The sequence below is a fragment of the Streptomyces hebeiensis genome (genome assembly GCF_052983195.1).
In genome coordinates, this window is sequence record NZ_CM129812.1 from 473007 (window position 1) to 486673 (window position 13667).

Here is a 13667-nt window from a genome sequence, read left to right on the forward strand (position 1 = left end):
CCACCGCTCCTGTGCTCCTCCGACTCGGGGTCCTACGACAAGCGGGCTCGGCGGGGCGCGGGTGGGGCCCGGGCCCTCCCGCGCCCCGCCTCGCCGTTCCGCACGACGTAGCGTCCCGGAAAGGAGCCGCCCTGTGAACCACGCCGCGCGCATCGTCACCGGACGTGGGCGGTCCCAACGCCGCGCGCGCCCGCCTGTCGATGCCTGCCGGGTCACTTCACCGCTCCCGACGCCATACCCGCGATGATCCCGCGGTTGAAGAACAGAAACGCCTCCCCGAGCCAGGCCAGGTCAGGCCAGGCCCGTGATGCCGAACAGCGACAACGCGTCGACGAGACCAGCACTGGCGAATGCCGCCGCCACGGACTGTGGAGGGTGGGCCCTGACCGGAGGTCCGCGGTCACCCCCTCGCGCGCGCCGGGGCCCGGACCCGCGGGCACGGCAGGGCGCGACCGCGAGACATAACGTTCTGATCACGAAGCCGAACGGCGACCTTCCCACCCTGGTGATCCAGGTCTAGCGTCCCCAACGAAAACCAACCACTTGGTAATAGTTGGCACTCGCCCGGCGCGTATCCGCGCACTGCCACACCGAAGAAGGTCTCGGCCCCACCCACGAAGGAGCGCTGAACTCCCGGCGGAACGAGTGCGGTTGTGCGGCGCCTCCGTACAGCACCGGTCGCAGCGCGAGCACCGGCAGGCCGTCACCACCCACAGACAGGAAGGCAGTCCATGACGACCGAATTCGCTCCCGGATTCCTCTGGGGAGCTTCCACCGCACCGCACCAGATCGAGGGCAACAACCTCAACAGCGACTTCTGGGCGAGCGAGGGGCGGATACCGGGCATGGAGCGCAGTGGTGACGCCTGCGACAGCTACCACCGGTACCGCGAAGACATGGAACTGCTCGCCGACGCCGGTCTCGATGCCTATCGCTTCGGCATCGAATGGGCACGGATCGAGCCTGTGCCCGGGGTATTCTCGCGAGCCGAACTCGCCCACTACAGAGGCATGATCGAGACAGCCTCCGAGCTCGGCCTGACCCCGGTCGTGACCCTCCACCACTTCACGAGCCCACTCTGGTTCGCGCAGGAGGGCGGCTGGCTCGGCGACCGCGCCGTCGAGCGGTTCCGGGCGTACACCGAAGCGGTCTCGCCGATCCTCGAAGGCGTCGAGTGGGTCGTCACCATGAACGAGCCGAACATGCTGGCCGTCATGGTCGGCATGGCGCGGGCCGTACGGGACCGACAGACGGCCGAGGAGTGGCAGAGCCCCACCGTCGACAACGAGAGCCCGCGGCCGCCGCTGCCGGCTCCCGATGTGAAGATCGGCGAACGGCTGGTCGAGGCGCACCACGCCGCCCGGGACGTACTGCGCGAGCGCACCGCCGCCAAGGTCGGCTGGACGGTCGCCAACCGTGCCTTCGTCGCCCGCCCAGGGGCCGAGGAGAAGAAGCGGGAACTGGAGCACATCTGGGAGGACCTCTATCTGGAGGGAGCACACGGCGATGACTTCGTCGGCGTGCAGTCGTACTCCAGCCAGTGGGTCGGCCCGGACGGCATCGAGCCCCACCCACCGCATCCGGACAACACACTCGTGGGAACAGCCTACCGGCCCGACGCCCTGAGTATCGCCGTGCGGCACACCGCCGAGGTCACCGGCGGCATGCCGATCCTGATCAGCGAGAACGGGATCGCCACCCGGGACGACACCCGCCGGATCGCCTACACCCGCGAGGCCTTGGACCACCTCGGGGCAGCGCTGGCCGACGGCATCGATGTACGCGGGTACCTGCACTGGAGCCTGCTGGACAACTACGAGTGGGGCCACTGGGAGCCGACGTTCGGTCTGGTCGAGGTCGACCGGGAGACCTTCGAGCGCCGCCCCAAGCCCAGCCTCGCGTGGCTGGGCGAGACCGCTCGCCGCGCACGCGCTGACCGTACCCCACGACCGTGAGGACAACACCGTGCAGGTACCCACTCCATAGGAGCCCCATGCTTTCGCCCCGCACCAGTCCCACCCGTGACATCGTGAGCCTGGACGGACTCTGGCGATTCGCCCTCGACACCCACGCCGGTGCCACTCCATGGGCGTCGCGGCTCGCCTCGCCCCTCGAGGCCCCCGTCCCCGCCAGCTACAACGACCTGTTCGTGGACACGGAGATCCGAGACCATGTGGGGATCGCCTGGTACCAGCGCGAGGTGCGGGTACCGCGCGGCTGGGCGGGGGAACGGGTGGTCCTCCGCTTCGGCTCCGTCACCCACGCCGCGCAGGTGTACGTGGACGACCGGCTGGTGGCCGAACACACCGGCGGCTACACACCGTTCGAGGCAGACCTGACCGGGATCGTCCGCCCCGGCACGGAGTTCCGGCTCACCGTCGGCGTCGACAACCGGCTGACGAACGTGACCATCCCACCGGGCACCGTCACCACCGGCTCGGACGGCCGCGATCGCCAGTCGTACCTGCACGACTTCTACAACTACGCGGGCATCGCCCGCCCGGTCCGCCTGTGCAGTACGCCACCGACCTTCGTCGCGGACGTCACGGTCGTCACCGGCCGGGACGGCGCGGCCGGCACCGTCGACTACCGCGTGGAGACCGCGGGCGAGGCGGCCGATGCCACCACCGTCCGGGTGCGCGCGGTCGACGAGACGGGCCGCACCGTGGCGGAGGCACACGGCTCCGAGGGCGCCTTCCGTATCGAGAACGTCATTCTCTGGCAGCCCGGGGCCGGCCACCTCTACGACCTCGTGGTGGAGCTGACCGCCGACGGTGGCACCGTCGACAGCTACTCCCAGTCCTTCGGCGTCCGCACCGTCGAAGTGCGCGGCACCGAGTTCCTCATCAACGGTGAGCCGTTCTACTTCACCGGGTTCGGCAAGCACGAGGACACCCCGGTCCGCGGCAAAGGCCACGACGACGCCTACCTGGTCCACGACTTCGAACTCCTGCGATGGACCGGCGCCAACTCCTTCCGCACCTCGCACTACCCGTACGCGGAGGAGGTGCTCGACTTCGCCGACCGGCACGGCATTGTCGTCATCGACGAGACCGCCGCCGTCGGCCTCAACCTGGGCGTCATGGGCGGACTCACCGGAGCCGCGCCGACCCCGACCTTCGCACCGGAGAACTTCGGCGGGCCCACCCGCGACGTCCACGCACGGCACCTGCGGAGACTGATCGAACGGGACAAGAACCATCCCAGCGTGGTGATGTGGTGCCTCGCCAACGAACCGGCCTCCAACGAGGAGGGCGCGCGCGAGTACTTCGAACCGCTGGCCCGGCTCGCCCGCGAACTCGACCCGACCCGCCCCCTCACCTACGCCGCGGTCATGTTCGCGACGCCGGACAACGACCTGATCGGCGACCTGTTCGACGTCCTGAGCATCAACCGCTACTACGGCTGGTACGTCTTCACCGGTGACCTCCGGGCCGCCGAGCAGTACCTGGAGCAGGACCTCCGCGGCTGGGCCCGGCGCTTCGGCAAACCGGTCATGATGTCGGAGTACGGCGCCGACACCCAGCCGGGCCTGCACTCCGTCTGGGACACCCCGTGGAGCGAGGAGTACCAGAGCGACTACCTCGCCATGTACCACCGCGTCTTCGACCGCGTACCCGAGTTCATCGGCGAACACGTCTGGAACTTCGCCGACTTCCAGACCTCTGCGGGCATCCACCGCGTCGACGGCAACAAGAAGGGCGTCTTCACCCGCGATCGCAAGCCGAAGGCGGCCGCGTTCGCGCTCCGCCGCCGCTGGCGCGGTCTGGACGGACGCAGGCCCGGCCCGGCCGCGAATGGCTGACACGCCTCCCCGTCCGCGCTCCCCTGCCTTGAACCCCGGTGGCAGTCGATCGCCGAGCGGGTCTGGTACCGCTGCTGCACGGTCAGCACCGCCGGTCCGGCCACACATGCGCGTGCCACCCTCCGCCAACTGCCTCACCACCCGCCCCTCATGAGACCAAGGAGTCCTCATGCCTCACGACGATCCTGACATCAGCGTGGCGGGGCCCCCACCGAGCGAACCCGCGAAAAGCGACGACGAGGAGCGGGCAGCGGCGGCACCGGGCGACAGCCGGGAACCGGTACGGCCGACGCGAGGCGACGGCCGGAAACCGGCGCGCCCCGCCCGGAGCGACGGCCAGGAGCCTGCCGAGACCCCCGTACCCGAGCTCCAGGCCCCACCGCTGAAGGAGGTCGGCGCGGCCTACATCTCCTGGATGATGATCGCCAATTTCGGTGCCTCGCTGGCGCTGATGGTTCCGCTGTCCTACTCGTTGGCACTGCGCATCTCCGAGCTCGCTCCCGGACGCGAGGAACTGCTCGGATACGTGACCGGATCAGCCCAGTTCGTCTACCTGCTCCTCAGTCCCCTGATCGGTTTCTGGAGCGACAGGACACGCTCCCGCCTCGGCCGCAGGACACCGTTCCTGGTTGTCGGAACGGCCCTCGGCGTCGTCGCGCTCTTCGGCATCTCCGTCGTACCGACCGTGTTCCTGGTGGGCGTGACGTGGGTCGTCGGCATGATCGGCTGGTCCACGGCCGGGCAGGCCATCCAGAACGTCCAGGCCGACCGCGTGCCCGAGGAGCAGCGCGGCCGCGTCTCCGCGCTGACCAGCGTCACGAGCCAGGTCGCACCGGTGGTCGGCATAGGCATCGCGTACGCGGTGGCCTCCAGCGCCCTCCTGGTGTTCCTGGTCCCGGGCGTCCTCGGCGCGGTTCTGCTGCTGCTGTTCCCCCTCTTCAAGCCGGAAGGGGACTCCCGTGAACTCGTCCGCACCAGCGATGTGACCCTCAAGGGCCTGTTCGCCAGCTACGGGTTCGATCCTCGGCGGTACCCGGACTTCGGCTGGAACTGGCTCGGTCGCTTTGTCTTCTTCATGGGCCTGTACTTCAACACCACCTTCGGCACGTTCTTCTACGCCCAGCGGCTCGACCTGCCGATCAAGGAGGTCGCCGGCGTCGTGGCGACGGTCGGAACCATCGGGATACTGGCCGCGGCGGGCGGTGCCATCGGCGGCGGCTTCCTCTCCGACAAGCTCGGCCGGCGCAAGTTGTTCACCCTGATCGGCTCCACGATCTTCGTCGCAGGGGCCGTCGTCGAGGCGTTCGCCCATTCGCTGCCCCAGCTCGTCGTCGGCGCTGTGCTGATGCAGCTCGCCATCGCGGTGTTCAGCGCCGTCGACCAGGCCATCGTGTTCGCCGTCCTCCCGGACCGGGCCCAGGCCGGCCGCTATCTCGCGGTCGTGGCCTTCGCACAGAAGATCCCCAGCGCCATCGCCCCGCTGATCGCCCCGCTCATCATCACCATCGGCGCCGCGGGAGGCGAGAAGAACTACACGCAGCTCTACCTGAGCGGCGCGGTCCTCGCACTGGCCGGCGGACTGATCATCAAGTTCAAGGTCACGTCGGTCCGGTAGTGCTCCCCGCTCCCCACACGCCCCGCACACTTCTCGGGCCCGAGGAAAGCCGCCGGGGCGTCCGCCTGAGTCAGCCGCCGTGTGCCGTGGCGGCGTCCATCGTCTCCTCAGAAGGCAGAGCATGAAGAACGCACCGTACGACCTGCGCGTCGACAGCGGCGGTGACCAGTTCGCCGTGTCGGGCCCCACACCCCGCCTCTCATGGAAACCGCCGTCGGGCATGGCACGCCCGGGCGGATACGAGCTGCGCCTCACCGTCGACGGTGAGGCGCGGCCCGCGGTCCGGGCCGCGCCCGGCCGGCACCGGTTCCTGCCCTGGCCCTGGGCCGCGCTGCGCAGCGGCCGGCAGGTGGCCTGGCAGGTCCGGGCCGACGACGCCACGGGCCCGTCGCCGTGGTCGGAGTGGCACACGTTCGAGGTCGGACTCCTCGACCAGGACTGGCGGGCGCGCTGGATATCGCCGGCCGAACCCGGCGACCCCGGCCACGGAAAGCGTCCGGCCCACACGCTGACGACGCGGTTCGAGGCACGGGCCGGAGTACGCTCGGCGCGGCTGTACGCGACCGCTCTCGGCGTGTACGAGGCCTACGTGAACGGCGAGCGGGCCGGCACCGCCGTGCTGTCACCGGGGTCCACCTCCTACGACCGCACGCTCTACGCCCAGGCATCGGACGTCACGGCCGCTGTCAGGGCGGGCGGCAATCTGCTCGAGATCCTCCTCTCCGACGGCTGGTACCGGGGCCAGGTCGGCGCGTTCCGACTGCCGGCCGGCTGGGGGACGACGCTCGGGGCGCGCGCCGAGCTGCACATCGCGTACGGGGACGGTTCACGGCAGGTCGTACGCAGCGACGAGACGTGGACGAGCACCCGGTCGGCCATCCTCCGGGCCGACCTCATGGACGGGCAGACCACCGACTTCCGCGGCGGGCCCGGCACCGGACGGCCCGTCCTCGTCGACCAGGTCGAAGCGCCCGCGATCGACTGGTCACCGGCGCCGGCCGTGCGCGTCGTGGAGTCGCGCCCGGCCCTGCGGGTCGAGCGGATCGGGGACGGACGCTGGATCGCCGACTTCGGCCGGAACACCTCCGGCTGGATCGCCCTGAGCGACCTCGGCCCGGCAGGCACCCGTACCGTCGTCGACCACGGCGAACACCTCGGCCCGGACGGCGACCTGACGACCACCCACCTCGATTCCGTGAGCCCCGACGGGCAGCTCGTCCCCTTCGTCCAGCGCGACGAGGCCGTCTCGGCGGGACGGGGCGAGACGTTCGAGCCCCGACACACCGTGCACGGCTTCCGGTACGCGCGCCTCCGCCGCGACGGCGCCCCGCTCGACCCCGCGAGCATCACGATGCGCGTCGTCCACACCGACCTGCGCCGCACCGGCACGTTCGCGTGCGACGACGACGGCCTCAACCGTCTTCACGAGATCGCCGACTGGAGCTTCCGCGGCAACGCCGTCGACGTTCCGACGGACTGTCCGACCCGCGAACGCCTAGCCTGGACCGGCGACTACCAGGTCTTCGCACCGACTGCCACACGCCTGTACGACGTCCTCGGCTTCAGCCGGAAATGGCTCCGCTCGGTCCGCGACGACCAGCTGCCCGACGGCCGGATCGCCAACTTCTCGCCCGACGGACGTCGCGTCAAGCACCACCTCGACGACCGGCTCGCCATGATGACCGGCTCGGCGGGCTGGGGTGACGCGATCGTCGCCGTACCCTGGGAGCTGTACGAGTCCTACGGAGACCGCGACGTCCTCACCGAGAACTGGGAAGCGATGGTCCGCTGGGTCGAGTGGGCGCTGGAAACCGCCCGCACCGCACGCCACGCGTCCCGTACAGAACGCTCGGCCGAGCCCCTTCCGCACGAGCGGTACTTGTGGGACGGCTCCTTCCACTGGGGGGAGTGGAGCGAGCCGAAGCCGAAGGCCGCCGACGGCACGCCCGTCGACCCGATCAGGACCGACCCCGTCGCCTGGTTCATGGCCGACAAGGGCGAGGTCGGCACCGCCTTCCTGTACCGCTCGACGTCGACCCTCGCCCGTGTCGCCAGGGTGCTGGACCGCACCGAGGACGCGGCCCGCTACTCCGAGACGGCGGAACACGTCCGCGACGCCTGGCGCACCGAGTTCCTCGCCCCCGACGGGCGCACCGCCGGAGACACCCAAGCCGGCTATGTACGCGCCCTCTCCCTCGGACTCGTCCCCGACGAGCTGCGCACGGCCGCCGCCGCACGTCTCGTCGAACTGATCCGCGCCGCCGGCACCCACCTCGGGACCGGCTTCCTCGCCACCCGCGACCTGCTCCCCGTTCTCGCCCGCACCGGCCATGTCGATCTGGCCTACGAACTGCTCTTCCGGCGCACCGCTCCGTCCTGGCTCTACATGCTCGACCGCGGCGCGACAACGATCTGGGAGGACTGGGAAGGCGTCGACGGGAACGGAGACGCCCACGATTCCCTGAACCACTACAGCAAGGGCGCCGTGATCCGCTTCCTGCACACCCACACGCTGGGTCTGCGGCAGTCACCGGGTTCGGTCGCCTGGGAGTCCTTCGAGGTCGCACCCATCCCCCACCCCTCGTTGACGTGGGCCCGGGGCACACACGAGTCCCCTCAGGGCACGATCGCCGTCGAGTGGCGGACGACCGGTGACGAGCTGACCCTCACCGTCGACGTGCCGTCGGCCACCACCGCACGCGTCGTCTTCCCCGACGGCACCGCCGAGACCGTCGCGACGGGGACCTTCCGCGCCACCCGCCCACTGCCCGGGGCACGTTGAGACGACCACTCACGAACGATCGATGTCACGGCCGACGGTTCCCCCGCGAGCCGCGGCCACCGGGACGGCCGCCCCAGCCGGCCGGCTCTTCCCGGTGAACGGCTCGTCGTGCGCCATGACTTCGGCGCGACGCCCGGGTCGACTCGACGCCACAAATCCCAACCGTGTGGTAACTTTTAATGCCGAGTGGCCGCACAGGACCTGTTCGAACCGGCATCGTGGGAGAGAGCGAGCGCACCGTGGGCGAGGCGAAAGGGCGCGGGCCGTACGCCAAGACACCGGCCCGCCGAGCGATGATCGTACGGGCGGCACGTGACAGTTTCGCGGAGAACGGCTATGCCAAGGCCTCCCTGCGGGATATCGCGGAGCGGGTCGGCATCACGCACGCGGGCCTCCTCCATCACTTCCGCAACAAGGACGAGTTGCTGGCCGCGGTGCTCGCCGAGCGGGACTCCGAGGAGTGGCAGCAGGGCCTGGCGCGGGTCGATCATCCGGAGCAGCTGTCGCCCTACCTCGGCGAGCTCGTCCGCCACCACCAGAAGGCTCCGGAGTTGATGCGCCTGTGGATCGAGCTCGCCGCCGCGGCCTCACGCTCGGACCATCCCGCTCACGCGTACTTCGTCGAGCGTTACGAACGCGGGCGCGCGCAGTTCGCCGAGGGATTGCGCGGCAAGGCGGACGGCAGCCGATTGCGCGAGGGCCTGAGCCCCGAGAGCGCCGCGGTACTCTTCCACGCCGTACTCAACGGACTCCAGTTGCAGTGGGTGCTCGACCAGGAACTCGACGTCACCGGACCTCTCGACGACTTCGTACGCCTCCTTCTCGACCGGGACGGCCGGTGAGTCGGGAAGAGCACGAGGACCACGACCGGTCGTCCGCTCCGGTCGTCATGGCTGCCCGGTGCCCCGTCGAGCAGGCCCAGGGCCGTGCACAGGGAGACGGAGAGGGTCATCCATACAGACAGGGTGGCCGCTCCGAGACACGCGTCCCAGCCCGACCACCGAAAACGGTAGTGGGCTGGGACGGCGTGTCCCCGGTGCGGGTCCGGACCGTGGGGCACGGGGTCAGTGTCCCGGGATGACGCCCGACAGTTCGTTGGTGCTCTTCGGCAGGGTCACGGAGGTGATCTTCTTGCCGGTATCGAGGTCGATGGCGTGCAGGGCCTTCTTGCCGGGTTCGGAGACGTAGGCGGTGTGGCCGCGGACGAAGAGGGTGGGCCGGGCCTGCTGCCAGTCCAAGGGTTCCTGCCACTCGCCGACGGCGGGGATCTTCTTCTCGATCTCACCGCTTGCCGGGTCGATCACGCGGATCGCGCCGTCGGTGCCGAGCACGAGCGCCTCGCCCTCCGGGCCGCGGGCCAGCGAGCGGAACGAGTAGCTGGTGCCCAGGTCGACCAGGCTCAGCTTCGCCTTCTCGGTGTCGATGAGGGACACACGGGTCGGCCGCTCCAGCTCCGCGTCCGGATCGGTCTTGTAGTCGCCGAGGATGACCGGCGAGGCGTCGCTGCCGGCCTGGTTGCCGATCCGGCCGTAGTCGTCGGGCGCCTCGACCTTGGTGAACTCGCCGTCCTTGTAGATCAGGACGCCGTCCTCGCAGCCGACGGCGACGGCCTCGTTCCGGGCGGCCGCCTCGCCGTGCACACCGGGGCAGTTCTCGGCACGCGTGATCTCCTTGTTGTTCTTGTCCAGTACAAGAGCCCCCGTGCGCTTCTCCTCGGTGCCCAGTGTGCTGAGGAGTTCGCCGTTCCCCAGCTCGATGGCGACACCATGGTGCGCCTCGGCGGAGGTGTAGGTGCGGCTCTCGGGCTTCTCGCCGCCGCTCAGGTCGGCGGGGTCGAAGACGTTGACCTCACCGGTGCCGTCGGTGAAGAGCACCGTCCGGCCCGCGTGGCGGACGACGTGACCGGGCTTGGCACCCTGGTACTCGATATCGCTGAAGGTCCGCTCGGCGGCGTTCAGTACGCGGAAGCCACTGTCGGTGGAAACGATGACGTGGTCGTCGTCGCCGGCGGGGTTGACCCGGTTGAATCCGGACAGCCCGATGGTCTCGGTGAGTGCGAGGGTCTCGCCGTCCAGGATGTACAGGCCCCCGTCGAACGTGGCGACCAACGGGTCCTTGACCGCCGCGGCGGTGGGTGCGGCGCTCGACGTGTCCTTGGCACCCGAGGAGGAGTCCTTTCCTCCGCAGGCGGTCAGGACCGTGGCCACCGCGAGGGTGAGTGCCGTACCCGTGAGGGCTCTGACGCGTATCGAGGTGTTCACCGGTGTGTTCCTTTCCGAGCCGCGCGGTGGCGGCGTGCGGTACGTGACGGTCCCGGCCCGGTCGGCCGGCGTCCATGGGCCCAGCGGGTCAGTCGCCGGTCGCGCCGGCGGTCAGGCCGTCGGTCATGGCGGTGGTGTTGGCGCGCATCATCCGCAGATAGGTGTCGGCGCCCTCGCCTTTCGCGGTCAGCGACTCCGAGTGGAGCCCGACGACCTGGACCTGGGCGCCCAGTTCGGCGCGGAGCACCTCGGCCAGGCGTGCGGGCCGGGAGGAGTCGGCGAACACGGTGCGCACGCCGGCCTTCTCCATCGCCCGGGTGAGGGAGCGCAGGTCGGAGGAGCTGGGTGAGGCGAGGGTGGTGCCGCTGGGGATGACCGCGCCGATGACCCTGAAGCCGAAGCGCTCGGCGAGGTAGCCGAAGACGTGGTGGTTGGTCACCAGGGCGCGTTTGTCCTCGGGAATGTGGTCGAAGGACTTCTCCATCCAGGTGGTGAGGTCCGCGAGGCTCTTCTCGTAGTGGTCGGCGTTGGCGCGTATCGCGGCCTCGTTCACGCCGTCCACGTGCTCGATCACCTGGTCGGCGATCAGCCCGGCGGCCTTCCGTACCCGGTCCGGGTCGGTCCAGAAGTGCGGGTCGGGACGCCCTTCCTCCTCGTCGGGACCGCCGTCGTCGCTCGCCCGGAAGGTGAGCGGGTCGACCGCCCTGCCCGCCTCGAAAGTGGCGACGCCGGACTCGCGGGCCGCGTCCACGTGCCGCAGCACGTTCTCCTCCAGTCCCAGACCGTTGAAGACCACCAGGTCGGCACGTTCCAGTTCGGCGGCCTCCACGGCCGACAGGCCGAAGGAGTGCGGGTCCGCGTTCGGCTTCATCAGGACGGTGACGTCGGCCTCCTCTCCGACGATCTCCCTCGCGATGTCGCCGAGGATGTTCGTCGTCACCACGATCCGGGGCCGGCCGCCCTCGTTGGCGCAGGCGGTGGCGGTGGCGGCCGTGACCAGGGCGAGCAGCCCCATGAGCAGGCCGCGCAGCCGTGCCATGCGTATCCGGGCGCGCTTCGTTCCCCTCATCGGCCGGTCTCCGCCATCAGCACCGGCTCGATGTCCAGGGCGAAGGAGCGCGCGACGCGCAGGCCGTCGTTGTAGTCGATCTCGAACACCCTCTTTCCGCCGGGATCGTTGACGTAGGCGCGGCTGCGGTCGACCTCGATCACGGATGCGGTTCCGTCGGTCGCCAGGCGCTGCTCCCCCGTAAGAAGCCGCTCGGTGCGTGCGATGTGCTCGCCGGTGGTGATGTCGTAGCCGTGCAGGGCGCCGTCGGTCTCCAGGACGAGCAGCGGGGAGCCCTCTCCCGCGGTGTTGGCTGCGACGACGGGCCCGGTCTCCACCCGGGTCCATGTCCGCTCGGTGACATCGAGAATCCACACGGCGTCGTTCCCGGCGGGCGCGGTGAGGGTGTCGCTGCCGGGGCGCTGCCGCAAGTCAACGGCCCGTTGCCCGTCGGGGACGGGGTCGCCGTAGGGGATCTTCTCGGCGGTGAAGGCACCGTCCTCCGCATGGACGAGCAGGGCGCCGTCGGCGCATCCCAGCACCACTCCGCGTCGGGTGACGGCGTCGCCACGCGGGTCCTCACACTCCGCTTCCGGGACCGCGACGCGCTTGCCCTGCCGGTCGAGCACGGCCGGCCTCGTCGTGCCGCCCTTCTCGGCGAGGGCCAGCAGGTGCTCCGCGTACGGTACGACGGCACCGGCGTAGGCGCCCGACAGCGTCCGGGACGACCCGATCTCGCCCTTCTCCAGCTCGCTCCGGTCATGGAGAAACACCCGGCCGTCCTCGTCGGTCACAGCGGTCACGGTGGCGTCGCCGCGTACCCGCGCTTCACGCCCCGTGGCGAGGTCACCGACATCGCGTATCGCCGCCCGGTAGTAGTGAACGTGGTCCCCGTGGTCCACCGTCCACGCGCCGCTGTCGAGCACATGTGTGCTCTCGGAGGTGTGGAAGTAGCCGAACCGCCCGTCCGTGCCCAGCCGGACGGCGCCCGCCACGCGTGCCGTGGTGTGCGCCTTGCCGCTGATGAGGTCGAGGACCCGGGTGTTCCCGCTCTCCGGGTCGTTGAGGATCAGGCGGGACTGCTGCTCGGCGGCCTCCCGCGCACCCTCGACGAACCCGTGCGGCGTGGCGGACGAGGAAGTCGGCGTCGGCCGGGCTGCGTTGTCCCCGTCTCCCGTACAGCCCGTGGTGAGCGGCGTGATGAGCAGCAGGGCTGCCGTTGCCCATGGAGTGACGTTTCTTCGGACAGTCAAGACCATCGCCTCACGTTTCTTTCAGTTGACTTCGTGCGCAGGGGCACGGGCGGGCCTGGGGGCGGGGGCGGTCGAGCGGTGTCCACGGCGATGACGAAGGCCGGACGCCAGGTGGGAGAGGAAGAACAGACCGACCGCGAGGGCCGAGACGGTCGCCCCGGCGGCGGTGCCCAGATGCCAGGACAGCAGCAGCCCCCCGAACGTGGCGGTGACGCCGAGGAGCCCGGCGAGCGCCACGACCCCGCGGACACCGCGCGCCCATGGCAGCGCCCCGGCGGGCGGGGCGATGAGCAGGCCGAGGACCAGCAGCGTTCCCACGACGTGGAACGAGGCGACGATCGCCAGACCGAGCAGCCCGAGCAGCACGGCATGGGCGACCCGCGGACGCAGACCGAGGGTCTGGGCCTTCCGCGGGTCGAACGCCAGGGCCAGGAAGGCCCGGTGACCGAGGACCGAGACAACCAGCGCCACCAGCAGCGCCGCCGCCAGCAGGAACAGATCCTGCCGGCGTACCGCGAGGAGGTCACCGAAGAGGAACCCGGTCAGGTCCACCGCGAAGGACTGCGAGCGCGAGACGATGATCACCCCGAGCGAGAGCATGCCGACGAAGAGCAGCCCGATCCCGGTGTCCTGGGACAGCCTCGGAGTACGGCCCAGCGCCGTGACGCCCGCTGTCATGACGGCCGCGCTCAGCGCCGCGCCGACCAACAGGTTGCCGCCGAACAGCGCGGCCACCGCGACCCCCGGCAGAAGCCCGTGGGACATGGCGTCGCCGAGGAAGGCCATTCCCCTGAGCACCACCCAGGTCCCGGCCAGCGCGCAGATCGCCGACACCAGGATTCCGCCCCACAGGGCTCGTTGCACGAAGGTGACCTCGAACGGGGCCGTCAACCACTCCATGGC

The 13667-nt window shown here is 70.3% G+C and carries 9 protein-coding genes; 5 read left to right on the forward strand and 4 right to left on the reverse strand.

Annotated elements, in window-relative coordinates; genetic code table 11:
* The first annotated feature begins 731 nt into the window (after window positions 1-731).
* The 5 genes from ACU6P3_RS01980 to ACU6P3_RS02000 all read left to right on the forward strand — a co-directional run bounded on the left by ACU6P3_RS01980 (window position 732) and on the right by ACU6P3_RS02000 (window position 9044).
* Window positions 732-1955: a family 1 glycosylhydrolase gene (locus tag ACU6P3_RS01980; RefSeq protein ID WP_447195624.1), complete on the forward strand. Its 1224-nt coding sequence runs from the start codon at window positions 732-734 to the stop codon at window positions 1953-1955.
* 38 nt (window positions 1956-1993) lie between these two features.
* A complete protein-coding gene (uidA, locus tag ACU6P3_RS01985) occupies window positions 1994-3805 on the forward strand; it encodes a beta-glucuronidase (RefSeq protein WP_447195625.1) in 1812 nt (603 codons plus the stop codon).
* A gap of 169 nt (window positions 3806-3974) precedes the next feature.
* Entirely contained in the window at window positions 3975-5420 is a 1446-nt protein-coding gene (locus ACU6P3_RS01990) for an MFS transporter (RefSeq protein WP_447195626.1), read from the forward strand.
* Between the two features lie 121 nt (window positions 5421-5541).
* The gene (locus ACU6P3_RS01995; RefSeq protein WP_447195627.1) at window positions 5542-8202 is read left to right on the forward strand and encodes a family 78 glycoside hydrolase catalytic domain; all 2661 of its coding nucleotides are present in this window, start codon (window positions 5542-5544) and stop codon (window positions 8200-8202) included.
* A gap of 239 nt (window positions 8203-8441) precedes the next feature.
* Window positions 8442-9044 carry a TetR/AcrR family transcriptional regulator gene (locus ACU6P3_RS02000; protein ID WP_447198180.1) on the forward strand — a complete coding sequence of 201 codons (603 nt, stop codon included), beginning with the start codon at window positions 8442-8444 and terminating at the stop codon, window positions 9042-9044.
* A 222-nt stretch (window positions 9045-9266) separates the two neighbouring features.
* Here the strand turns inward: ACU6P3_RS02000 and aztD are convergent, their stop codons facing one another.
* The 4 genes from aztD to aztB all read right to left on the reverse strand — a co-directional run bounded on the left by aztD (window position 9267) and on the right by aztB (window position 13664).
* Window positions 9267-10463 (reverse strand): zinc metallochaperone AztD, encoded by a 1197-nt coding sequence (gene aztD, locus ACU6P3_RS02005; RefSeq protein ID WP_447195628.1) that lies wholly within the window; start codon window positions 10461-10463, stop codon window positions 9267-9269.
* A gap of 88 nt (window positions 10464-10551) precedes the next feature.
* Window positions 10552-11532, reverse strand: coding sequence for a zinc ABC transporter substrate-binding protein AztC (aztC, locus tag ACU6P3_RS02010; RefSeq protein ID WP_447195629.1), 981 nt, complete (start codon window positions 11530-11532; stop codon window positions 10552-10554).
* Window positions 11529-12770: a hypothetical protein gene (locus ACU6P3_RS02015; protein ID WP_447195630.1), complete on the reverse strand. Its 1242-nt coding sequence runs from the start codon at window positions 12768-12770 to the stop codon at window positions 11529-11531. The genes aztC and ACU6P3_RS02015 overlap by 4 nt, the downstream gene beginning before the upstream one ends.
* A gap of 15 nt (window positions 12771-12785) precedes the next feature.
* A complete protein-coding gene (gene aztB, locus ACU6P3_RS02020) occupies window positions 12786-13664 on the reverse strand; it encodes a zinc ABC transporter permease AztB (RefSeq protein ID WP_447195631.1) in 879 nt (292 codons plus the stop codon).
* Window positions 13665-13667 lie beyond the last annotated feature (3 nt).

What these genes read in the sequence shown, in the direction of transcription:
- uidA (WP_447195625.1), top strand. Translation starts at nt 1,994, where the DNA reads ATGCTTTCGCCCCGCACCAGTCCCACCCGTGACATCGTGAGCCTGGAC.
- ACU6P3_RS01980 (WP_447195624.1), top strand. Translation starts at nt 732, where the DNA reads ATGACGACCGAATTCGCTCCCGGATTCCTCTGGGGAGCTTCCACCGCA.
- aztC (WP_447195629.1), bottom strand. Translation starts at nt 11,532, where the DNA reads ATGAGGGGAACGAAGCGCGCCCGGATACGCATGGCACGGCTGCGCGGC.
- ACU6P3_RS01990 (WP_447195626.1), top strand. Translation starts at nt 3,975, where the DNA reads ATGCCTCACGACGATCCTGACATCAGCGTGGCGGGGCCCCCACCGAGC.
- aztB (WP_447195631.1), bottom strand. Translation starts at nt 13,664, where the DNA reads ATGGAGTGGTTGACGGCCCCGTTCGAGGTCACCTTCGTGCAACGAGCC.
- ACU6P3_RS02015 (WP_447195630.1), bottom strand. Translation starts at nt 12,770, where the DNA reads ATGGTCTTGACTGTCCGAAGAAACGTCACTCCATGGGCAACGGCAGCC.
- ACU6P3_RS01995 (WP_447195627.1), top strand. Translation starts at nt 5,542, where the DNA reads ATGAAGAACGCACCGTACGACCTGCGCGTCGACAGCGGCGGTGACCAG.